21 protein-coding genes are annotated in these 22454 nt (G+C 71.8%); 8 read left to right on the plus strand and 13 right to left on the minus strand.

Going from position 1 to position 22454, the window contains the following annotated elements:
- The first annotated feature begins 1445 nt into the window (after positions 1-1445).
- Positions 1446-2270 (plus strand): hypothetical protein, encoded by an 825-nt coding sequence (locus ACWGJO_RS16485; RefSeq protein ID WP_452184366.1) that lies wholly within the window; start codon positions 1446-1448, stop codon positions 2268-2270.
- Positions 2271-2590: 320 nt separating this feature from the next.
- Here the strand turns inward: ACWGJO_RS16485 and ACWGJO_RS16490 are convergent, their stop codons facing one another.
- Positions 2591-3121 (minus strand): hypothetical protein, encoded by a 531-nt coding sequence (locus tag ACWGJO_RS16490; RefSeq protein WP_452184368.1) that lies wholly within the window; start codon positions 3119-3121, stop codon positions 2591-2593.
- Between the two features lie 695 nt (positions 3122-3816).
- On the opposite strand from ACWGJO_RS16490, the gene ACWGJO_RS16495 reads away from it, so the two are divergent.
- The 4 genes from ACWGJO_RS16495 to ACWGJO_RS16510 all read left to right on the plus strand — a co-directional run bounded on the left by ACWGJO_RS16495 (position 3817) and on the right by ACWGJO_RS16510 (position 8485).
- The gene (locus ACWGJO_RS16495) at positions 3817-5643 is read left to right on the plus strand and encodes an SIR2 family protein (protein WP_452184370.1); all 1827 of its coding nucleotides are present in this window, start codon (positions 3817-3819) and stop codon (positions 5641-5643) included.
- A 551-nt stretch (positions 5644-6194) separates the two neighbouring features.
- Positions 6195-7013: a hypothetical protein gene (locus ACWGJO_RS16500; RefSeq protein WP_452184372.1), complete on the plus strand. Its 819-nt coding sequence runs from the start codon at positions 6195-6197 to the stop codon at positions 7011-7013.
- Positions 7014-7299: 286 nt separating this feature from the next.
- Positions 7300-7632, plus strand: a complete 333-nt coding sequence (locus ACWGJO_RS16505) for a hypothetical protein (protein ID WP_452184374.1) — start codon at positions 7300-7302, stop codon at positions 7630-7632.
- Between the two features lie 247 nt (positions 7633-7879).
- The gene (locus ACWGJO_RS16510; RefSeq protein WP_452184376.1) at positions 7880-8485 is read left to right on the plus strand and encodes an N-acetyltransferase family protein; all 606 of its coding nucleotides are present in this window, start codon (positions 7880-7882) and stop codon (positions 8483-8485) included.
- A 446-nt stretch (positions 8486-8931) separates the two neighbouring features.
- On the opposite strand, the gene ACWGJO_RS16515 is transcribed toward ACWGJO_RS16510, so the two are convergent.
- Complete coding sequence (locus tag ACWGJO_RS16515) at positions 8932-9411, minus strand: hypothetical protein (protein WP_452184377.1); 480 nt, start codon at positions 9409-9411, stop codon at positions 8932-8934.
- A 415-nt stretch (positions 9412-9826) separates the two neighbouring features.
- On the opposite strand from ACWGJO_RS16515, the gene ACWGJO_RS16520 reads away from it, so the two are divergent.
- Positions 9827-10510, plus strand: coding sequence for an HNH endonuclease family protein (locus ACWGJO_RS16520; protein ID WP_452184379.1), 684 nt, complete (start codon positions 9827-9829; stop codon positions 10508-10510).
- Positions 10511-10579: 69 nt separating this feature from the next.
- Here ACWGJO_RS16520 and ACWGJO_RS16525 read toward each other — a convergent pair whose 3' ends face one another.
- The 3 genes from ACWGJO_RS16525 to ACWGJO_RS16535 form a co-directional block, all read right to left on the minus strand.
- Positions 10580-10852 (minus strand): hypothetical protein, encoded by a 273-nt coding sequence (locus ACWGJO_RS16525; protein ID WP_452184381.1) that lies wholly within the window; start codon positions 10850-10852, stop codon positions 10580-10582.
- Positions 10853-10989: 137 nt separating this feature from the next.
- Positions 10990-11733, minus strand: a complete 744-nt coding sequence (locus tag ACWGJO_RS16530) for a hypothetical protein (RefSeq protein WP_452184383.1) — start codon at positions 11731-11733, stop codon at positions 10990-10992.
- Entirely contained in the window at positions 11730-12365 is a 636-nt protein-coding gene (locus ACWGJO_RS16535; protein ID WP_452184384.1) for a hypothetical protein, read from the minus strand. Before ACWGJO_RS16535 ends, ACWGJO_RS16530 begins: the two co-directional genes overlap by 4 nt.
- A gap of 317 nt (positions 12366-12682) precedes the next feature.
- On the opposite strand from ACWGJO_RS16535, the gene ACWGJO_RS16540 reads away from it, so the two are divergent.
- Entirely contained in the window at positions 12683-13639 is a 957-nt protein-coding gene (locus ACWGJO_RS16540) for an ATP-dependent DNA ligase (RefSeq protein ID WP_452184386.1), read from the plus strand.
- Positions 13640-14118: 479 nt separating this feature from the next.
- Here ACWGJO_RS16540 and ACWGJO_RS16545 read toward each other — a convergent pair whose 3' ends face one another.
- From ACWGJO_RS16545 to ACWGJO_RS16555, 3 genes are all read right to left on the minus strand, one after another.
- Positions 14119-14304: a hypothetical protein gene (locus ACWGJO_RS16545; RefSeq protein ID WP_452184387.1), complete on the minus strand. Its 186-nt coding sequence runs from the start codon at positions 14302-14304 to the stop codon at positions 14119-14121.
- A gap of 418 nt (positions 14305-14722) precedes the next feature.
- Positions 14723-15451 (minus strand): hypothetical protein, encoded by a 729-nt coding sequence (locus ACWGJO_RS16550; protein WP_452184389.1) that lies wholly within the window; start codon positions 15449-15451, stop codon positions 14723-14725.
- Between the two features lie 5 nt (positions 15452-15456).
- Complete coding sequence (locus ACWGJO_RS16555) at positions 15457-16062, minus strand: RNA polymerase sigma factor (RefSeq protein ID WP_452184391.1); 606 nt, start codon at positions 16060-16062, stop codon at positions 15457-15459.
- Positions 16063-17493: 1431 nt separating this feature from the next.
- Here ACWGJO_RS16555 and ACWGJO_RS16560 point away from each other — a divergent pair.
- Positions 17494-17811 (plus strand): hypothetical protein, encoded by a 318-nt coding sequence (locus ACWGJO_RS16560; RefSeq protein ID WP_452184393.1) that lies wholly within the window; start codon positions 17494-17496, stop codon positions 17809-17811.
- 108 nt (positions 17812-17919) lie between these two features.
- On the opposite strand, the gene ACWGJO_RS16565 is transcribed toward ACWGJO_RS16560, so the two are convergent.
- The 5 genes from ACWGJO_RS16565 to ACWGJO_RS16585 form a co-directional block, all read right to left on the minus strand.
- Positions 17920-19101: a hypothetical protein gene (locus tag ACWGJO_RS16565; RefSeq protein WP_452184395.1), complete on the minus strand. Its 1182-nt coding sequence runs from the start codon at positions 19099-19101 to the stop codon at positions 17920-17922.
- A 210-nt stretch (positions 19102-19311) separates the two neighbouring features.
- A complete protein-coding gene (locus ACWGJO_RS16570) occupies positions 19312-19728 on the minus strand; it encodes a hypothetical protein (protein ID WP_452184397.1) in 417 nt (138 codons plus the stop codon).
- 102 nt (positions 19729-19830) lie between these two features.
- On the minus strand, positions 19831-20841 hold the full coding sequence (locus ACWGJO_RS16575) for a hypothetical protein (RefSeq protein WP_452184399.1): 1011 nt from the start codon (positions 20839-20841) through the stop codon (positions 19831-19833).
- Between the two features lie 92 nt (positions 20842-20933).
- A complete protein-coding gene (locus ACWGJO_RS16580; protein WP_452184401.1) occupies positions 20934-21839 on the minus strand; it encodes a hypothetical protein in 906 nt (301 codons plus the stop codon).
- Between the two features lie 74 nt (positions 21840-21913).
- Positions 21914-22432, minus strand: a complete 519-nt coding sequence (locus ACWGJO_RS16585; RefSeq protein WP_452184402.1) for a hypothetical protein — start codon at positions 22430-22432, stop codon at positions 21914-21916.
- Between the last annotated feature and the right edge of the window lie 22 nt (positions 22433-22454).

Raw genomic sequence — 22454 nt, forward strand, 5'->3', positions numbered from 1 at the left:
GCCCTAAAGGGCCTTACCCCCGGCCTGGCGGCCGGGGCGCCGCTGACGCGGCGTCAGCCGGGGGTGCCGGCTGCGCCGTCACCGTGCGTGGTGTTGCCTCGGCTGCGCCTCGGCGGGTGGGTGGGTGGTTGGGGGAATTCGCCGGTGGCGAATTCGTGGGCTCGTGCTGGCTCTTTGGGGTGGGCGTCGGGCGTCGCTGCGCTCCGCCCTGTCGTGGCATTGTTCCGGGCCTGCGGCCCGTCAATCGGTCGCCTTTCCGGTCTTGTTGGGCCGGTGTTTGCACGGCCCTACGGGCCGGGTTTGCGGGCAGGATTTCCCGGGCTGCGCCCGGGGGTGAGCGTTGACGATGTGACGCGGAATTCGGGTAGTGGCCCATCCCTCCGGACGGGCGGGGGGTGCCGGCCGGGGCCTGCGGCCCTCGGCGTTGACGATGTGTCGCGGACTTCGGGTATCAGCCACAACCCCACCCCCGGGGCCCTCCCCCCGTCCGGCCGGTGGAGTGCTCGGGGGGCGGTTTCGCCTTGTGGTTGCTGGGCTGACGGCCCATCCTCCGCCCCCGGGGCGGGGCCTGCGGCCTCGGGAGACACCGGTGGGTCTCCGGTCCGGATCGGGCCTCCCCGGCCCCGGTGGCGGACCCTCACGGACGCCCCGCACGACGATGACTGACGGGCCCTCAACCGCAGACTCCCGGCCGGATTTATAAGGGATACCAGGCGGCGTTTCCCCGGCTTCCGAACAGCTCTATCCTACCGGTCCCCGGACGGACGCTAGACGCAAACAGGCAACCTCGCGGCGACCGTCCACAACGGCTCTATCTGGCCGCACTCCCGACGGAAATACGAATTCCCTCTTGCTCCCTTTCGAGTAGCAATCCAAACCAACTTCGAGGCGCAGCGGCGGGAAATCGAATTCAGGCGAGCTGGAAAGGGGCCTAAGGCCCCGCCTCCGACACGGCGACCGCCGTTCCAGACCGTCCAGGAAATCCCGTCCAGCATCACCCGGGCAATTCCCGAAGCAGCAACACCAAACCGAACACCGGACCAGGACGGCGGCCAGGACAGCCACCAGAGCGGGGCGCAGCGGGGCGCGGCACCGGCCGGCCAGGGCGAGCACAAGCACAGCGGCCGGACGGCCGAGACGGGCGCAGCGGGACGGCCTGGCGGCCGACCAGGACGGCGGCCAGCACCCCCAGCAACGGACCAGCAGGGCGCAGCACCCGGCGGCGCGGGCGGGGCGACCAGGCGGCCCTCGGGGCTGGGGCCAGGAGTCTCGACGACATGGCATCAACTTCCCTGCTGAGCTGCGGGAAAGCTGCTGCGGGTACTGCAACGGCAAACATGTTCGCGGGCGGGCCGCGCCATTTGTCCGGCCGGGCCTGCTGGTGCTGAGGTAAGGACGTCCGGGCAGATCGGCCCGGTGAACTTCCTAGTTCTCAGGAGGATTTGGTGCCACCCGCCCATCCACCCGTCTATCCGTACAACGCCCTCGGTGGTCGGCCGCGCCGCCCCGTGCACAGCCCTGACAGCGCCAAAGGCAGGCTCGCCAGTGCCATCGACCAGGCCATGACCGGGCGCAGCGATGCGGCATGGCTCAAGGAGGCGGAGGAGCAACGCATCGCCCTGTCCTTGTCAACCATCCGTCGTGCGCGGACCGGCAGCGACAGCCTGCCGAGCGCAGCCACCGTGGCCGCGCTGGAGCGCCTGACGAGGGCTGTTCCCGGGAGCCTGCAGAGGCTTCGTACGGAGGCGGTCTGGGCATCGTTCGCTCCGGTCGACAGAACGCGGGTGCGCAAGGGCTGGTTCATCGAGAACCTCACCCTCTCCTTGAACGCGTTACGGGAGCGCAGCCGGACCCCCGTGTCCTACCGGAAGCTGGCTACCCACGCCGGGATGCCCGTGTCCACACTCCGCAGTCGCCTGGGCGGCGTGTGGCCGCGCGGGTGGCAGCGCGAGCAGCAGTTCTTGCAGGAGATGGTGCAACTGCTGAGCGCGCTGGGCGTCCCCGAGGACGTCCAGCACCTGTGGACCACCCCGGCCCGCAGGGCGTTCAACCGGCGCCGTCCCCGCAGTGCTCTCACCGCCCGTGTCTCCCGACCGAGCGCCGCGCGGCCGGTGACCGTCCGCACGCCCTGTCCGCGCTCAGCGGCCGATGCTGCCGAGACCATCATCAAGGCCGGCCTGTTCCCGTTGAACCAGCGCACCGTGCGCACCATGGCAGGTCGACCACTCCCGACACAGTTTCTCGCGCACACGAAGGACCAGCCGTGGTAGCCCCGCCCACCAGCCCAGACCACCACGGCACACCAGGAACCACCGCACCATCCCAGCCCGGCGACGTTCCCGCCGTACTAGACGTACAGGCAGCCGCAGATCCCCCAAGCCGACGGCAATGGACTGTACTGCTCGTTGTCACAACCGCGATCGGCATCGCAGCCAACCTCGCCGACCTCGCCCACCACGCGTACGCCCTGTGGGTCTGGCTGAAGGCATGACCTCAGCCCCCACAGCAGTCCCCGGCAGGCCGGGCGACGCGCGAGTGCCGGGTGGACCCCGACGACCGACGGCCCACAGCCCCATACCGCGGGGAAAGGTCAGTGTCGGACGCCGGCTTCCGTCCACGCGGCCGTAATCTGACGGTAGGCGTCCACGACGGCCTCGTCCCGCTCCTCGCCCAGGACCACGGCGGTGGCCACCACCTTCACCGCCGGCAGATCGAGCATCAGCACCGCCACCACCCGCTCCAGGTCCGCGGTGAACCGCTCCACCGTGTGCGCCGGGGTGAACAGGTGATCGCCCAGGTCCTCCAGGAGCTCGCGCACCACGTCCGTGTCCGGGTCACCGGCCACCGTACGGCGCAGCACCAGCAGCACGTCCCACAAGGCCTCCAACTTCCAAGCCGGCAGCGCGTACAGCACCACCCGGCCCGGGCCAGCGTCCTCGGGAACCGCTCTGGCCAGGGCCGTGATGGCCTGGGCCGCGATCCGGTAGGTATCCGCCGGCAACAGATAACGAGCACCGTCGTCCCGCCAGGCATTCGCCGCGGCGGCAACGGCCAGGTAGTCCAGCACCTGGTCGTCGAGGTAGACGACATCCCGGATCCAGCCCGGCCGACCCGGGAACACACAGACACGATCCGGACCGGCACCACGCACACTCCTCACCCCCACACCCTCCCAAAACACCAGGACAGGACGCAGGAAAACAGAGACTCCCGAACGACGGCCAGCACAGTGGGACGGCGACGGCGACGCAGCGGGCCCCGGACGGCGGCACAGCACCGGCCACGGCGCAGCAAGCCGGAACGACCCCGGACACCGGGCCCCGGACGGCAGCACCCAGCCCGGACCACACCGGCCTCCACAACCCCGACGACCAACACCGCGCGGTACCCAACCCGGCCCGCCAAACCGAACACCAACGCCCGCCACCACCCCTGACCCGCGAATCCGACCCGAATTCAAACCACCACCAACAACCAATCCGCCAAAACAACCCAATCGAATTACCGGCGGAATTCACCCCCGAAAATAGCCCACAACACCGGGCCGGCCCCTCAAGCGGGCCGACCCGACCCCCGACCCCACCAACCACCACACACAGTCACCACACCAACCCGGCCGCCGACCCGACCGGACACCCCCAACACCTGCAACCAAAGGTCCAGACAACCAGCCCTCCGAGGCCAAAACACCCCCACCAACACCAACAGGTCACACCCGAGAAATAGTTATCGTCGATTAGACGAGAAGGGGTGCTAGGCTGCTCCTCGAGATGCTGTCCGGCTTGGGCGGCGCCCTTCGCCTGCAAGGAGTTGCACATGGGAACTGACGCCGCATCGGATCCCGTACCGGCCGGCCTGGCCGTGACGTCCGGCCCCTCCATGGACCCGAAGCTCGCGATGGCCCTGAACGTCCACAACTGCCCTGGGGTGTACGCGCTGATGCTCGGATCGGGCCTCTCGATCGCGTCCGGGGTGAAGACCGGCTGGGGCATCGTCGTGGACCTGGTGGCCAAGGTCGCCGCAGTGCGCGAGCCGGACGACCCGGAGGCTGGCCTGCGGGCCGCCGCCGATCCCGAGAAGTGGTGGGAGGAGACCTTCGGCGAGCCGCTCGGGTACTCGACCCTGCTGGAGCACGCCGCGCCCACCCCCGCCGCCCGGCAGGCGCTGCTCGACGGCTACTTCGTGCCCGAGGACGGCTCGGAGGCCACCGACAAGGCGCCGACTGCCGCCCACCGGGCCATCGCCCGCATGGTCAAGCGCGGCAGCTTCCGGGTCATCCTCACCACCAACTTCGACCGCCTCATGGAGCGCGCCCTGACGGAGGTCGGCATATTCCCCCAGGTCGTCAACCGGCCGGACCAGATCGACTCCATCAAGCCTCTCGTCCACAGCCAGGTCACCATCGTCAAGCTCCACGGGGACTACGCCGACCTCGACCAGCGCAACACCCCCACCGAACTGGAGAACTATCCCGAGGCGCAGCAGAAGCTGCTGGAGCGGGTGCTGGACGAGTACGGGCTGATCGTGTGCGGGTGGTCGGCGGACTGGGACAAGGCCCTGGTGCGCGCCGTGGAGGGCACCAGGGCCAGGCGGTATCCGATGTTCTGGTCGACCTACGGCGCTCTCGGCGTAGCGGCGCAGCGGCTCACCGTGCAGCACGGCGCCGGCGTCGTCCGCGGGCTCGACGCGGACGAGTTGTTCACCGATCTGGAGAAGCGCCTCGAGGCGCTGGACCGCATGGCCGCGCCGCCCGTCAGCCGGGACATGGCCGTCGCGCAGCTGAAGAGGGCCTTGCCCGACCCGTTGCGACGGATCGACCTGTTCGACCTGGTCCAGCAGCACACCCAGCAAGCCCTCGACGCGGCTGCCGGGTACCCGGTACTCGGCGACGACAGCGCTTTCACACAGGCCGTCGAGGGCTACCGGGCCGACACGGACACGCTGCTGCATCTCCTGGCCAGCGGTGTCTTCCACGACGACGGTAGGCACGATGCCCTGTGGCTGCGTACGGTCAGCCGACTGGCCACGACGCGCAACACCTCGCCTGGCCGCTACGAGGATCATTTCGAGAGGCTGCGGCACTACCCCGCCCTGCTCGCCACCTGGACCATGGGCATCGCCGCCGTCCTCACCCACCGCGAGGAATTCATCGCCGACCTACTGACGAAGCCGCTCTGGACGCCCCCGGACGGCAACCGCGGACGCGAGGAACCGAGCTGGTACCTCAACCCGTGGAACGTCCTGTATCGCGACAGCATCTACCTCATCAACCCCCAGAGGTCCAGCCGGAGATTCGACTACACCCCCTACAGCCGGCTGATCAACGCGGCCGTCCGCGAGCCGCTGCGCGCTGTCGAGCCCGACGACCGCGCCTTCGAGGCCGCGAGCGCCCGCTTCCAGTTCCTCGCCTCGCTCATCGGCATGGACGCCAGCCTCGACTGGCGTCGCGTCCCCTGGCCCGGCGAGTTCCTCCTCGACCGCTGGTGGGGCTACGAGAACACCGGCCTGGCCGCCGAAATCCAGCAGGAGATCACCACCGACTGGCCCCTCCTGCGCGCCGGCGCCTTCACCGGCGACATCGACCGCGCCAACACGGCCCTCACCGCCCTCACCGAATGGCGGACCAAGCACCCGCAGTGGTGAACAACCCCAGCATGAGCGCTGAGGAGGCATCCCCACCCCCAGGGGACGCCTCCTCAGCATTCGACCGACGGACGGTACGGAAGTCCGCCACGCACCACCCAAGACGCCCGAACCAGGGCTACAGGGACGGCGGCGGACGGCGAGGCCGAGGCACAGCAGCACAGACGGCAGGTACCCAGCGGCGGGACGGGGACACAGCGGGCCGGACCACGACCGGACGGCCGCCGAGGCCGAGCTCATCGCGGCCGCCCGGGTACTCATCGGTGACCCGGCATCCGGCGGCGACGCCAACAGCTGTCAGAACAACGACGACGCGGCCCTCGCCCGCGACGAGGACCGCACCGTGCCCACCCCGCCTGCGGCCCCGGACGCGCTGCCGCCGCCGGGGACGAACGCGGCGATCGTCTCGTTGACCGCCATCGCATGCTGGGCACCGGAGCGACCGACACCCCGGGCGGTGCCGCCCATCTCCGAACGGACCATCCCGAGCACCTGCCCGAGGTCTGTGCAGAGGTCTTATGGTCAGGCGGCGAGACCGCTAGCCTCCGTCCATGTCGGAGCACACGGAGTGGGAAGCCCGGCTCGGCCGGATGAAGCAGGCCGTCGAGGTCTGGCTGGAGCGCACGAGCGGCGACGGCGGTCCTCCCCGGATCGAATCGGGGAGCAGCTTGGCCGGGGACGACCGGTTGTTCTTGGAGCATCCGGTGTCGAGTGTGGCGTGGCACGGGCTGCTCACGGCGGTGGAGCACCTGGACTTCGCGTTGTCGGCGATGGCGGCTACCAAGACGCTGTACCCGTCGGCGTACTTCACGGCGTTGCGGGCCGGTCTGCTGGGCGCCTCGCAGGCGGTGTGGGTGCTTGCACCCACCAGCCGGAAGGAGCGGCAGCTGCGGGCTCTGGAGGCGGCAACGACGAACTATGACGAGCAGCGGAAGGCGTACGGTGCGGTCCCAGCCTCTACCCCCGAGGCACGGGCGGCGGTCGCCGACGCTCGAGCCCGGTTGGACCTGCGGCTCGATGAAGCTGCCGCAGTCGCGATGTCGCTGGGGGTTGATCCGACCAAGGCCCGGAACCTCAAGGTCAACGCAACGAGGGTCATCGAGCTGGCGGCGGCGCAGGCGGTGCCGGGCAAGGTGGAGCAGGCGTACGCCATGTTCCTGTGGCGCACCGCCAGCGGCCATGTCCACGGGCACCCCTACACCCGGTTCCTGCAGCTGCGGTCGGACCGCATCGTCGAGGACCCCGACGGACGGCTCTGGGCCCGCCCCACCGCCAACACCATGGAGATCGGCACCGCCGCGTCCGCCGTCTTCATGATCACGAACAAGGCGTGGGCACTGTTCGACCAACGCCGGGTCGACCAGCGCTGACCTGGGAGCCTGCCGGCCGGTTCAGCAGGCGACAGGGCGAGTCGCATCGGCCCGGTACCGCGGCAGACCGGCGCAGCGACGAACCGGAGGCCAGACAGCCAGCGGCGGGGACAGGCGGCCGGACGGGAGGTCGTGCCGGCAGGTCAAAACCCCCCTGCCGTAGATAGCAGGGCATCGTCTGCGGCTGCTCGAGGGGCTGGACATCCTGGGAGGCTGGTGCCGAACCAGTTTCGAGAGTTGTGGGAAGGGCCGGACAGGGAGGCGGCGGCGGGCCAGGGTGGTGGTCATGACGAATGACAGCAGTGGGGTGGCCCCGTTCGTGGCGGCCCCGAACGGTTGGCGAGTGGCGATCGGGATCCCGGAGGAGCGCAACATCATGGTGGTGCCGCTGGTGGGATGGCGCCCGATTCCCGTGGACGGCGGCTCGATCATGTTCGCGGGGCTGGAGCCGGTGGTGCTCTTTGACAACATCCGGGAGCCGCTGATCACGACCGTCCGCTCCACCCTCGCCAACTGGGACGACGGTTCCTATCTCCACCAGGTGCTGGTGCCTGGTTGGGAGGTGCGCAAGGTACCCGAGGGCTGGTCGGTCAAGGAGTATGGCGACCAGTACGACTGAGGGCTGCCGACCTCATAGATGAACTTGGGATACCCCAGGGATCACCACCCACCGGTCGCCCTGCCCTACCGTACGTCCCGCACACGTACCGCGCCGCGCCCCCGCGCCTGAGGGGAGGTGCATGGCTGAGGTCTCCCTTTGGCTATCCCAAGTTCAGGCTGGTGCGCGGCCGGGCACTACGCTCGTCCGCGCACCTACGGAAGGGCGCCGACGTTGGGCCCTGGCCGGGCCCCAAGGAGAGGAAGACATGAGCGTCCAGCTAGCAGACGGCGTCACGTTCGAGGGATTCGACCCGCTGACGAAGAGGGACGTCGACAGCCTGCAGGAGATGTTCACCGACTACCTCCTGGAGGAGTACGAGCGGATCCGCGAGCTCGCCTTCGGCAACCCCGCAGCGGGCTACCTGATCACCACCTTCATCCACGTCGACGGCCAGGACGCCGGGTTCATGGCACTGGACGCTCCCCGGTACTCGGTCGAAATCATCTACATCAAGCCCGAGTACCGCGGACGGGGACTCGCCACGCTCGTCATGCGGCACACCGCCAACGCGTGCCCCCAGCAGCTGGCGCTAAAGACACCCCTGTCGCCCGGGGGCGAGGCCCTGGCCGACCAACTCGACCTGGCGCGGGCCGACAACCTGCCTCACGAGGAAGCTAAGAACGAGAAGGCGCTGCAGGCCATCCGGGACGGCATCAAGGCCACCTGCACGCACGGCAAAAAGGCCGGCGACCCAAGGAAGCAGTGCGGCCGCTGCTACCGGAAGGCCCTGCACCGCTACGCAGCAATGCTGCTCGGCGACTACGTCGCCGCAGCGCAGACCGTGGCCGGGGCACTAGCAGCCAGGCGCTGACGCCAGCCTGGCCGAGCCAGACGGGCGGGCACTCGAACACGACCTGCGCATGCAGCCACCCACCAGCCGGGCCCTGGCAGTTCGAACCGACCACTCGCATACCTGTCTCCTCTGGCGGCCTCCCGGACCGCCGCGCGCCGCACCCCTCCCCACACGCGGCCGGCCGAGCCGCGAGAGCCGGCTTACATCGCCGTCGCGCCACGGTTCGGGTCGGCGTGGGTGAGCGCGATGATGACGCGCGGGAGCTGGTAGGCGACCACGACGTCAGCCGCGGCAATGAACCCGGTCAGGTTCCAGGGCAGGTGGCCCGGGTCACCGACCGGGTAGGAGACTCCCGCATACCCAGCGGCGGGACGGGAACACAGCGGGCCGGACGCCGGCCAAGAACTCAACGCCGAAACGGGCCGGACGACGCGCGGACCCGCGGCGCGCGCCGGGGGCGGCTCCTACGGGCACTTCCAGGGTTTGTCGGGTGTGGTCATCGGCATGACCGCTCGCCGGTAGGCCGTCTCGGCCGCGGCCATCGCGGCCAGGACGCGCGCTTCCAGGTCCGCCTCCCGCTCGCCCGGGTCGACGAGCGACTCGGCCAGGGCCAGCGCGAGGTCGACCTGGTCGAGCGCCCTCGGATAGTGCTCGGCCAGTACGTCGTAGCGGTCGTCGTGAGCGCTCCGGAGTCGGTGGACCCAGGTGCGCCGGCCGATCTCGCCGGTCAGCGGCTCCATGTCGGGCAGCCAGCCCCGGTGGTGCGCGTCCATGATCCGCTCGAAGGGCCGCTGGTCGATCACGGTGCCGCACTGGAGCGCCTCCGTGGCCCGGAACATGCCGCCGCGGCTGGCCGCGCCGGCGACGTACGCGACCCTGCGCCGGTGCGCGCGGCAGCCGAACGCCTCGAAGCCGCCGCCGCGCAACCGGACGGTCTTGTACACGGCCGGCTCCGTGCACGCGTTGAGATTACGAATGGACGGCACAGCGCTCTCCCCGGACTCGGCTCTCACGCTCTTGGACCGGAGACTAGACGCGCGGCGGCCAGCCGCTACCTTCCAATGGCACCACCACAAGCCCGACATCCGTGCTACAGGCCCGACGGGACGCAGCCGGGGCGATCATGCAGTTGGTAACGCTTGCGCCGATCTCCTCGACCAAGTGACAGTTGTGCAACGTCCCCAGGATCCGGTCGGGCCCGAAGACGTTGTCGGGGCGGTCCGACACCGACCATGCCCCCGGCCCGGGCACCGCTCTCCGTGGCAGCCCCGGGGCGCGGTGGTCAACGGTGCACCGCAGACGCGCCGCCCCAGGGTGACTGTGCCGCCGGGGGCGGGTTGCGGCCGGTAGGCGTGAACCATGATCAGTCTCAGGTGGCGTCACATCGCCACGTTCCTCGCCGCACTCGCCCTGGTGTTCCTGCCAGCCGCGGCCCCCGCCTACGCCCACTCCCCCGTCCCGGCATCCGCGGCCGCTGGCGCCGCGCACCGTACCCTTCCCGAGCCGCCGCCGCTCGACGTCGTCCGGGCCGAGCTGAACGAGCTGGCCGTCCAGGCCCCGCACTCCATGGCCGGGTACAGCCGGGCCGAGTTCCCCCACTGGAAGATCAAGTACGGCACCTGCGACACCCGCGAGGTCGTCCTCGCCCGCGACGGCCAGGACGTCGTCCAGGACGACCAGTGCCGCGCCGTCTCCGGAACCTGGGAGAGCCCGTACGACCACAAGGTGTTCACCGACGCCCGGCAGCTGGACGTCGACCACGTCGTCCCGCTGGCCAACGCCTGGCGCAGCGGCGCGGACACCTGGACGAGGGCCACCCGCGAGCAGTTCGCGAACGACACGCAGCGCTCGCAGCTGGTCGCCGTGTCCGCCGCGTCCAACCGCGCGAAGGCCGACAAGGGCCCCGAGGCCTGGCGCCCGCCGGCCCACGACTTCTGGTGCACCTACTCCCGCGCCTGGACGTCCGTGAAGCACGCCTACGACCTGAACGTCACCGAGTCCGAGAAGGCGGCGCTGGTCGAGATGCTCGACACCTGCGCGTAGCCGTCGACCGGGTCGGTCGGCCCGCCTCTGTCGTTCGGGCGGGCCGACCTCCTCAAAACGGGGTCGGCGTCAGGGCGTGTCGCCCGCCCAGTCCCAGCGGGACGGATCTCCGGGTCGGGGCTCGTAGTGGGCGCGCCCGCCCGCGCCGTACCGACCGATCTCGGTGGCTAGCGCGGCACCGTCAGCGAGCTGCGCCTCGTCCCAGCCGGTGACGTCCAGGAGAAGACCGTCGAGCGGGCCGCCGACGAGCTCTCGGTACACGTGCCCCGTCCGCGGGCCGGGGTCGGGGTCGTCGTGGTCGGCTCCGTAGACCCGGCCCCGCAGCAGCGCCTCGTCGTCCATGCCGCCCAGCATCCCAGCCGGCAATGACACCGCGCGGCCCGTCAGGGAAAGGCCGGCCCGCGCCCGCTCGGGGGTTCGGACAGCGGGCCGGCCTTTGCCCCAGCGTGCGGGTGCACAGGCCCGCCGCGCACCTGCGGCTACGCCAGCGCGGCGACGGCCCCCGGCCGCTCCGCACCGATGCCGGCGCCCGTGGCTGCGGGGGCGACGGCCCCGTTCTCGTCGGGCAGCCACAACCGGGCGGTCCGCGGGCGGTACCCCGCACCCCTGCCGGAGGAACGGACCTCCACCCGGCGGCCGCTGAGCTGTCCCCAGCCGTCACCCAGGCCGGACCACCGTCGGTCGGTGGCCTCCAGGCGCAGCGTCGCGCCGGGCCAGGGGTGGCCGTGGCAGAGCATGACGGCGCCGGTGCGGCGCAGGTGGGCCTCCAGGCGGGCGGTGGTGCGGGGGGCGAGGTGTTGGGGTGGGCGGACCAGGAGGACGGTGCAGGCGTCGGCGAGGGCGGTGACGACTTCGCCGAAGTGGTGCTCGCCCACCTGGTCGGCGACGACGAGGCGTTGCAGGGGCAGGCCGTAGCCTGCGGCGGCGGCGAGTCCGAGGTCGGGCAGGTCAACGGCGGCGGCCCAGCAGGTGGGGTCGGCGGCGAGGGGGCCGGTGGCGAGGGCGAGGAGCAGGGCGGTGTCGTCGGCCTGCACCGCGGTGCCGCGTGGGAGGCCGCCGGCGGGCAGGAGCGGGGCGAGGGGTTCGAGGACGGGCAGGGTCCGGGCGGCGTCGTGGTGCGCGCGGGCGTCGGGTGAGGTCTCCTCCAGGAGGCTGGCCAGGCGCAGGCGGCGCTCCGCCGCGAGGCCGGCCTCCGGGGTGGCGGTCGGGGCGGTCCCGGTCACCTGGCGCCTTCCGATCCGCGGGCCGCGTCGGCCTGGTCCGGGGCCACGCCGGTGCTCTCCTGCTCGGGCTGGGGCACCGGCCGCAGGGCGGCGCCGTCGGCTATCACCCAGGCCGTGTCCTTGTCCTCGCCCCACCTGGCGTGGGCGATCCAGGGCAGGTCGGGGCCGGGCCTGCGCCGGGCGGTGACCAGCGCGGAGCGCCATGCCCCGCCGGTGTGCAGCCAGGCCAAGCGCCAGCACTCGTCGGCGGGGTCGGTGGGCGGGCCGGTGAGTTCGCGGGGGACCACGACGGCGTCGTGCCAGTGGCCGTAGTGGGGTGCGCCGGCCGGTGCAGGGCCGGTGGGTTCGGGCAGGGGGCGGATGCGGTGTTCGTCGAACAGGAACCAGCCCCAGGCGTCCGGGTCGGCGGACCAGCGTACGTGGACCACCCAGACCGTGCTGCCCGGCGGGCGGCGCCAGACGGTGAGCAGGCCCTGACGCCAGCGGCCGCCCTGGCGGATCTCGACCAGGCGCCAGCGCCGTACGTCCCGGGAGTGGCCGGGCAGTGTCATCAGTTCGCGGGGTGCCCGCTCGGCGTCACCGGGCACCGGTGCGGGGTGCGCGGGGCGGGAGAACGGCACATCGACGGTCATGGGAACAATTGTTCGATACTGGGTCCAAGTGATCAAACGTCAGCTCCGAGCACCCCTCGTACGGGCCTACCGTGGGATTGGAGGCACGTACCGAGCGGAGGCGAGCGATGGCCGGGACCGCGACGACGAACGGCGACACTCACGGGCGCGCCACCCCTTGGGATACCTGGGACGCTGGCACCCTTGGAGGCTTCGACCGGTGGCGCCCCGTCGCCGAGGAGCGGCAGGGCGCGATCGATTCCGCTCCGGAGGCGCACTCCTGCGGCCTCGGCGCCAACGCGGGCGTCCTCGCGGACGACGGCTGCGGGTAGGCCCCGGTGCTGCCCTTCGCACTGCCGGTCGACGTCGCTCTCGCCCGCCCAGTCACCGCCTTCCCGTCCAGCGACGGTCTGAGCCTGGAACCGAAGTGGGACGGCTGGCGAGCGGTGCTGCGCACCGGCCCCTCGCCCGGGGTGTTCAGCCGGCACGGCACCGATCTCACCCGCGCGATGGCCGACGTGGCCCACCGCGCCGGCCGGATGCCGGACGCCGTCCTCGACGGCGAGCTCCTGGCCGTCACCGACGACGGCCGGGTCTCCTTCGGTCTCCTGCAGAGCCGTGCGGGCAAGCGCCCGAGGCCCGGTGCCGGGTTCAGCGTCGTCTTCGTGGCCTTCGACCTCCTCGCCACCGGCGCGAACGGCACCGACCTTCGGCGCCTGCCCTACCGCGAACGCCGGGAGCAGCTGGTCAGCCTGCTCGGCGAAGCCCCGGCCGGCATCCGGCCCACCCCCGCGACCGGCGACGAGCAGGGGGCTCTGGCCTGGGTCGGCGCGCTCGGCGGCGGCATCGAAGGCGTCGTCGCCAAGCCCGTCGAGGGCCTCTACCTTCCGCGGTACGGCTCCGGCTGGACCAAGTGGCGCCGCCAGCACACCACCGACGCCGTGATCACTGGCATCACCGCGGCCGCCGACCCCGGCCGGCAGGCCGCCGTCCTCTCCCGGCCCGACGCCGAGGGCCGGCTGCGCCCGGTCGGGGTGAGCCTGCCGCTTCCGTCCGGGCTGCGGCGCGAGCTCGTGCCGCTGCTGCGGCCGGCCGGCGACCGGTTGGCGGAGCTGCCCGGCACCGTCGGCGGGCTTCCCGGCAGCCCGCCGATCACCTACCTCCCGGTCGTGCCCGAGGTCGTCGTGGAGATCGTCACCGACCAGGAGCGCCCCGAGTTCGGCCGCTACCGCCACCGGCCCCGGATCGTCCGCCGCCGCACCAACCTCACCCCTGACCTGCTGTTGCCGGCGTAAGGGGTACCGCGTCGACCGTGGAATGTCGGCATCCGAGTGTGCGGCCGATGCTCACGGCGGGTGCGCTCGCCTCGGCCAGCCGATTCTTCGATTCGGTTTGATCCGGCAACGTTTCAATTCGTTTGATCCGGCGATGTTTCGATTTTGTTTGACGCGGACGTATCGATTCGCTTTGATCCGGCAGTGTTTCGATTCGGTTTGATGCGGCGGCCCGTGGATTCGGCAACATTGAATCGATGTTCATGTTCGAATCTCGGATGGATCCAATAAATGAAATCGTTAAAAACATTTGATTCATGCGATTGCGCTCGCAATGGCGGATGCACGTAGACTGTGGCCATCCGTTCCGCGATTGAGCGGACATGGGGAAGGCCCCTCCCTCGGCAGGAGTACCAGTCCGTACCGAGGTCAGGGCCTTCAGCGGTCCAGCAACACCCGGCGCCTCAGCCCTCAGCTGAGGCGCCTGCTGCATCCCGGGGTCAGCTGATGAACAGCTCGATCACCCGCAGGAGCAGCAGGAGGTAGCGGCCCACCACGCTGGCGGTCCTCACCTTCCGGTCCGTGCTGCTGGCCTCGGTCGCTGCGGGTCGGGCGCGCCTGCGCTTGTCCCGGCCGGACGGGGTGCCGGTGTGCTCGCCCCCGCCGCTCGCGTGCTTCCGAGCCATGTCGTGCCTCCTGTGCCCAGGCGTGAAGGTGGCCTGGTTTCACCCCGCCCATCTCGAAAGGTGGGTGGGCGGCTCCGGCCGGCACACCGGCGGGCCGGCGTTCAGGTGAGCGCGACAGCCTGAGTGTAGACGGGCAGATGGGACCGAGGCGAATTTCTGCAGGCATATTCCCTCGCGAATGCCCTTGCGGCCAGGGGATTCTGTCGATCCGTCTCACGTGGCAGGTTGTTCATGCTGCTCAACCCTCCTCGGTCCTCGCGAGGGCACGCTCGGACAACGGATCTGCCCAGCCCGCCAGACAGCAGGGCACGCCGGCGCGGGCGGCCGGTCCGCCGGCGCGGTGGCAGGCGCCGGACCCTTCTGCGCGGTGTGGTCCTGCCCGCAGCCTGGTCGGGTGCGGGCAGGACGGTTGGATGCGTCAGTGCGCGGCCAGTTCCTGGAGCTGGTGGGCGATGTCACCGGTGGGCAGGCTGAACGGTCCGCACATCTCGTTGCTGGCCCCGGGCAGCGAGTCGATGGCTTCGCGCAGGGCGTGGTCCGGGCTCGGCAGTCCGGCGGTGTCGGGCATCGGCGGGGCCATGAGCGCCGCCAGGTGCGGGTAGCCGGGCACGTCCGGCATCGCGGGTGGCAGGGGCGCCGGGGCGTCTTCGTCCAGGCGGGCCGCCTGGTGGAACCAGTGCTCCGCGTCGCGCAGCTCGCCCATACGGATGTGGTGCAGGTAGAGGCAGTAGGCGGCGGTGAGGTTCCCGGCCCCGGCGGCGAACTGCCACCACCACTGGGCATCGTAGGGCTGGCCCGTGAGGTCGAGCAGGCAGCCGAAGACCAGGGCCCCTCGCGGCTCCCACCTCGTGACGAGGCCGTCCAGCCAGGTGCAGGCGTCCGGCTCGTTGATCACAAGCTTGGCCAGCGCCTTCAGGTCCCGGCCGGCGTCGTCGAGCAGGGATTCCTGCGGAACGGCGCCCCCGGCCGAAGCAGCGGGGCGGGGCGTGCACTCGCCGGACGGCGGGGCCGTGACGGGGGCCGAGGCCGCCCGGCGGGCAGCCTGCCGGTCGGCGATATACCGACGACCGGCATCGAGGTCGTAGCGGTGACGGGCGTCGGGAACGGGGCCGGCGGCGCCCAGCAGGCGGTCGATGTCATGGGTCACCCAGATCACTCCTGGTCGTGCTTGGCGGGGCCGGGGCGCAGCAGGCGGCGCGGTGCGAGGCGTGCTTCGATCTTGGCCTTGGCCTGCGAGGTGAGCGAACGGACGGTGTTCTCGTCGATGCCCATCGCCCGGGCGGTGCGTTCGACGCTGAACTTGTTGAGGTAGCGCAGGATGATGACGTCGAACTTGGCGCCCGACAGTTCCAGGACCGCGGCCGCCACCGAGATGCCGACCTCCAGGTCGGTGACGTCGGCGTCGATGCCGGCGATCAGCGGCTCGGCTTCCCGGTGCACCACGATGGAGAAGACGACCCGCTCCACGAGGAGGCGGTGTTCTTCGTCCCGGACCCGCTGTGCCTCGACGGTGTGGCGCAGCGCTGCCCAGGCGTAGGCGTGGGGGTTGGGCTGGGTCAGGACACGGTCCCAGCGGTCGACGAGGGCGAGGAAGACGTCGTCGACGACGCGTTGGGCGAGGTCGGGGTCGCCGAGGACGGTGAGGGCGTAGTCGAAGTAGGGCTGGGCGTGGAGTTCCTGGAAGCCCTGGAAGGCTATGGGCAGGTCGATGCGTGGGGCGCCGGGGGCGGTGGCGTCGGTGAAGGGCGGCTCGCTCATCACGCCTCCCAGGCCGGGTCCGGGACGCCGGCGCGCGGCCGCGGGCGACGGCCGGTCCCGACTGTGGGGCCGGCGGTGGGGTGGCTGCGCCGGCTGGCGGATCGGGCGGGAGCGGGGATGGGGGTGTGCATGGGTACAGGGGTCCTCACTGAGGCGCGGGAAGGGGGGTGTTGTGACGCTCCGTCGGCGATAGGTGGCCGGAGCGTGTCGACAGGCAGCATCATGCCGCTCGAACACCGGGATCGTTCACGGCTCGAAAGTAAAGAGTTGCGGAGCGTCACATTCCGATGTTTAGAAGTCCGCACCCCCTGAAATCGGGCGCCTCGCGTCGAATCCTGACGGTGTCGCATCCCGCCGGGTGCGCGACGGCTTCAAGTCGTGACGGCTCGTCCGAGCCGGTTTCGAACAGCTTGGGGTCCGAGTGCGCGGGCGGTTGCACGGGACTGCCGGATGACCTTCGTCGGCGGGACGGCGCAGGCCGGCGCGGCCGAGGGGCTGGCGAACGAGCGCGCCGGCGAGGTGCAGTCGCACTGCGGTCAGGTCACCCCTGGCCTCCGGCCGGCGGCCCGTCGAGGACACCGGCCGCCCTCTCGCCGCGCCCGGGGTTCATGTCGTCCAGGACGGCCGCCGGGCCGCAACGGCCCGCATCCGAGCCGTCCCCGGCAGCCCGCTACCGCGCTGTCCGCGAAGCACCCCGAGACCGTCAGTCGGACGGAGGACCGCCTCACGGGCCCGTCGTCACCGCCGTCGACGAGACCAGCGACCACGGCCACCCGTTCCACTGCCGCCCGGCCCGGCCGCTGAACAGGAACGGCATCCGGGCGCTCGTGGTCCGGGAACGGCGACTGCCCGCCACCTCCTGAAGGAGAGAAGGCCCCAGGCCTCGGCGCGGCTCACCGGAAGCAGCCGCCGTCGGCTCCATCCAGGACTTCGGATACTTCGGCCACCGCGACCTGATCGGCTTCGTCGACAGCACCGAGCACGACCCCGGGACTCCGACTGGCAGCCCGTCAAGGACGCCGCCCACCGTTTACGCAGGCTGGCATCACAACGACCCCGAAATGTTCATGAGCATGCCATTCTAGTCCGAAATCGGCGGACATGTACACGATTGCAATGGCCCCGCTGCTGCCGCTGGCCTGTCTGAAACCCCGAAAATGAACGCGGCGACCGGTCCGTCCGCCAGTGCTCCAGCAAGCCGACCAGCGACGGAATGGAGAACGACACCTTCGCGGACCGCGGGTGCGCCGCGCGGTGGAAAGCGCCCAGCCGCAGAAGCCGAACGCCGACGCGAGCAGGAGCAGAAGGCGACCCACAAGCCATAGCGACCGCCGCCTCAACGACACAGCCTGCCGACCGCACCCCGCAAGGCCTCGAAGGCGGCAGCGAGGCGTAGCCGAGCGGCTGTTAGACCACCCGTACGATTGCGCGGTGGGAAAGCAGCAGAAGACTTTCGAGTACCCCGACCACCTGGTGCAGGCGCAGCGGACGCTGGTGGCCGTGCGGGCCGAGCGCCACGCCTATCTGGCCGCACTCGGGCCCTGGAGCAGTGACCTGGAGGCCGCCCGGCAGGGCCTGAGCGAGGAGCAGCTGGCCGAGTCGGCGAGGTTGGAGGAGGTCGAGCGGCAGGCCTCCCACGCCGTGTGGGCCGACGAGTACTGGTCCACGCTCGCCGGCGAGGACCGGGTCATCGCCCGCAGCCAGCTCCAGCACGTCGACGACCTGGTCGTCGCGGACGGGCCCGCGTAGCCGAAACGTTCTTGGTGCGCAGGGACGGGCGGTTCGGGAGGTGGGACGCGCCGCTGTGCGTCCCACGCTGCGCACGAGCCTTCCGCGGCAGCGTGGGACACGGGCACGTCACGCGGCGACGGCCAGGTCCGGCAGCCGGTCGGGAAGCCATCCCCGTTGCCTCAGCCCCGGGGCCCTACGGCCGCACCAGCTGGTGCAGTAGCGGCGGGCACGGCCGGCGGACGCCGGCGGCGGCACCGCCTGGGCGCAGACCGGGCAGTGACCCGGCGGGACGGGCGTGGCCAGGCGTTCCAGCAGGCGCTGGACGCGGCGCTCCTCGTCGGGTTCGAAGGGTTCCTGGTCGGCGGTGCAGTTCATGAGCAGTTCGGCGAAGGCGGCACGCAGCTGGGGCAGGTCGCGGCGGCGGGCGCCGAGGAGGGCGAGGTAGTCCTCGACGGGCCAGGTGGCGAGGGTGGCGGTGCGGGTGAGGTAGAGGCCGACGGTGTCGATGCGGTGGTGGTCGGTGGCGTCGAGGAGCAGGTAGCCGAGGATCTGCCAGGCGGTGGCCTTCTCAAAACGGCGGGGGTGGCGGGTGCTCTTGATCTCGATCAGCGTGCCGTCGACCAGGAGGTCGGCGTCGGCGGTGATGTCGATGCTGGCGAACATCACGCCGCCCTTGCAGCCGGCGGGATCGGTGCCGGCGCGCAGCGCCTGGAGGCGGCCGGTGGCGGCGAGGTGGAGCTGGGCGGTGACGTCGTCGGCCAGGTCGCGGTGGGGCAGGGCGAGGAGGCGCTGCAGGGTGAAGTCCTCGGGGGCTTCGACGGCGGCCAGGAACAGCGGGGTGTAGGTGAAGCCGAAAGGGTTGCGGGCGGCGACCTGGTACCAGGCCGCAGCGAGCAGCAGGCGCGCGAGGTCGTGTTCCTCTTCCCAGGAGCGGTCCATCGGAAGGTCCCGGTTGTCCAGGTCCAGGGCGTGGACGGTCTCCTCCAGGCGATGGAGGAGCTGCTCGCCGACGGCGCCCATGCGCTCGCCGGCCAGGGCCCGGGCCATGCCCCGGCTGATGTCGATGCCCAGGCGGGTGGCCGGGTCGACGGGGGCGGCGGCGGTGAGGGCCAGGCGCAGGCGCTGGTCGATCGCGGTCCCGACAGTACCGGCTTCGGTTCCCACGCCCTCGGGCGGCAGCAGGACGGGCTCGGCGGCGTACCGGGCGCGGAAGTTCTCCCGTAGCGGCTTGGGGCCCGCCGACATCTCCCGGTCCAGGAAGCGGCGCAGCGGTGTGCGGGGACAGCTGAGGCCGGAGGTCAGGCTCATGCCGTCCACCGCCCCACGGTGGCTCTGCTGCGGGCCTGACCAGCGGCGGGGAGCGGCGTGGAGGTGGGCGTGGTCGGCGCGGTGGTGCGCAGGTGCTTCGTCATACCGGGGACGTTAGGGACGTCCTGTGACAGGTTGTAGGACGAACGGAGCAGGTGTGTCGCCCGGCCGGGGACGTCTTCACCCGACCGGGCGGGCCGCCCTTGCGTTCTAGGTCGGGTCCTTGGGCGGGAAGTGCCGCTCCAGGATCTCGGTCCACATGGGCACGGTGACGAAGCGGCCGGTGTCGTCGGCCTGGGCCTGGACCAGTTCGGTGAGCGCCGCGATGAACGGCGCCGCGGGGTCGTCGGCCGCAACGGTGGCTGCGGCGGCCCGGAGTCGCTGGTGGGCGGCGGGGAAGGCGACCTTGGCCCAGGCGTCCTGTTTCCGGACCTTCTCGGCGCTGGCCTCCATCAGGATCCGCTCGACCGTGTAGGCGGGGCACTGGTCGGTGTGCCAGATCTCGGTTACGGTCATGTCGCGGCCGATCGAGGTGATGAGGATGTTGTCGCTGTCCGGCCCGGCCTGGCAGTCCTCGCAGTCGAGGCGGCGGCGGGTGTTCGGCTGCTCGGCGTGGGGGTCAGTCACAGGGCATCGGTTCCTTCCTGCGCTGCGGGCCGGATGTGGGGCCCGGCCCGAAGCGCTTATCCAACGCCCGCCGAACTGCCAGGTCAACACCTTTGCGGTCCGTCAGAACCGGCTGCGCCGTGCGACGGGCCGGGCGGGCGGGGCCTGTTCGGTGCCGCGCAGGGCGAGGGCTCCGGTGCGGGTGCGCTCCAGCCAGGTCATGACCTGGTGCAGTGCGGCGGGGTCGAGGTGGCGGGTGAGGTCGTGGACGGCCTGGTGGTCGTCGTCGGTGAGGAAGTGGAGACCGGCGCGTTCCAGGGCGGTGTAGAGGGGCTGGGCGGCGGGGCCGGCCAGGTCCCGGCGGGCGAGGTCGGCGCTGCGGCGGGCGTGGTAGCCGGCCTCGGCCGCGCGGTCGGCGATGTCCTGGCGGTGCTGCTCGGCGTACAGGGCCCGCAGGAGCGAGAGGTCGTGGTCCGGGTCGTAGACCTTGGGCAGGGTGGTGGCGGCCTCGCCGCGTACGCGCTGCCACTCCTGGACGGCCACCGTGGCCCGGAACGCGGCGGTCTCGTCACCGGCGTCGGCGTACCGGTCGGCGATCCGCAGGTCGTCCTGGGCGGCGGCCAGGGCCCGGTCGATCTCGGGCACGGTCATCCCGGCTGCCCGGCGCCGGATACGGGTGGGGACCGCGTCGAGCAGGTCGTACTCCCGGCCACCGGTCCTTCCGCGTTCCCCGTCCCCGTCATCGTCTTGGTCGTCCTGGCCGGCTTCGGCGGGGTGCTGGGTGAGAGCGGCCAGCAGCGTCTCCTGGGCCTGCCGTGGCTCGGTGTGCAGGACGGGCTCCGGCCGGCCGAGCTGGTCGATGGTGACGACGAGTCGGCCGTCGATCAGGGCCGCCCAGCCGTCCAGGCCGCCGGCGCCCTTCTCCACCCAGCCGCGGGCGAGGCCGGCACCGTGGTGCAGGGTGCGGATGTCGTCACGGTCGGTCCAGCGCAGCCAGATCCCGCCGTCCACCGGCGGGGAGACGAGGACCGCCCGGCCCAGGCCGGTCTGGCGGTCGGGCAGGGGCCTGCTGCGCTGGGGGAAGAGCTCCAGCCGCACGGGGGCGGCGAGGTCGGGGCGGGCGGGGTCGGTCAACGCGGGTCTCCTGGTGGCCGGGACGGCGGGCTGTGTGGTTCAACGGCGGCCGCCGCCGGGTGGTGTCGGCCCGGCGGCGGCCTGGTGGTCGGTCAGCCGCAGGCCGGCTCGTCCTGGGCGGTGGCGGCCATGCGGCGCAGGAGGAGGTGGAGGCGGTCGGCGGTGCCGGGCGGGGTCGGGGTGCGGTGTTCACCGGTGGCGGGGTCGAGGTCGGCACGCCAGGCGATGGCCGCGTGGCGTGCGGTGTTCACGCGGCCGACGGGCAGCAGGTCGGTGGGGAGCTTGAGACGGCGCAGGGCGTCGTACAGGGCGTCGAGATCACCCGGGGTCCAGATCACCACAGTGCGGTCGGCGAGCAGGGTGGCGAGGTCGGCGGTGGCCGGGCCTGGGTCGAGGGCGCCGACGGGGGCGCCGGGGGTGCGGGGGCCGGTCAGGCGCAGGGTGCGGTCGTAGAGGGTGGCGCCGGTGCGGTCGAGGGCGGTGAGGCGGGCGGCGGCCGGCGGGCGCGGCGTTCCGGCCGCGGTGGGCTCGCCCGGGGTGTAGGTGACGGCCAAGACCACCAGGTGCTCGTCAGCCAGGAGACGGGCGGCCGTGGCGGCGGCTTCCCGACCGGCGGTGGCGGCCTCGGCCTGGCGAGTGCGCAGGCGGGTGATGTGGGCGCAGGTGATGCACAGCGCCCGGCCGTCGGCTGCGGGGGTGCAGGGGGTTTCGGGCCGGGCGCCGCAGTCCTCGCAGGTGCGGGTGTTGGTGGTGCGGCGGGCGGCGGCCGCGACGAGCTGCGCGGCGGTGGCCGCGGTGGGCTCGGACTCGCGCACGTCGTACAGGTCGAAGTCGTCCTTCCGCCCGGTGCCGGGGTTGCGGGCCTCGATGGTGGCGCGGACCGGGCCGGCGGGCTGACGCGGCAGATCCAGCGCGGCGAGCTGGGTCGTGGTGCGCAGGTAAGCAGGGACGGCGCCCCACCAGGTGTAGGACGGGAGCGGCTTCACGGCTTCCGGCATGTTGGTGCCTCCCCTTTTCTCGGCTGTGCGGTTCAACGGCGGCCGCCACCGGGTGGTGGCGGCCTGGCGGGCGGTCAGCGCCACCACGGTTCCGGGGCCGGGACCGGCGGCGGGGCGGGGGTGAGCGACTGGTCGGCGCAGCGGGTGATCTGGTGGTTGCGTACGCCGCACTCGGGGCCGCGGTCGAAGGCGACGACGTACGGGAACGGGGTCGGGTAGCGGCGGACTCGGGTGATGACGCCGAGGGTGCCGGCCGGGACGTTGACGCGGACGCGGGCGTCTTCCTCCCAGTACTCCTCGTCGGCCAGGTCCTCGTCGATCCACGACGCGCGCACCGGCTCCAGCAGCTCGACCCTGTCCCCTTCCACCAGACGCACGTGGCTGGTGAGGACCTGGGCCTGGTAGCGAAGCAGCTGCACGAACGCCTGCTCCCGCTCGACCGGGTCGGCCAGGGCTCCGGGATCCAGCACCAGCACCCGCGGGGAACTGGGTGCGCTCGTGCCGGTGGAGGCCGGGGAGCGCTGGGCACCCGGCCGGGCCGCTGTCGGCGCAGGGGCGGGCCTCGTGGTGGTCGGGGTGGTGGTGTCGGTCATCTCGGGTGCCCTCCGGCGGGTC

Source organism: Kitasatospora sp. NPDC054795 (assembly GCF_053611565.1).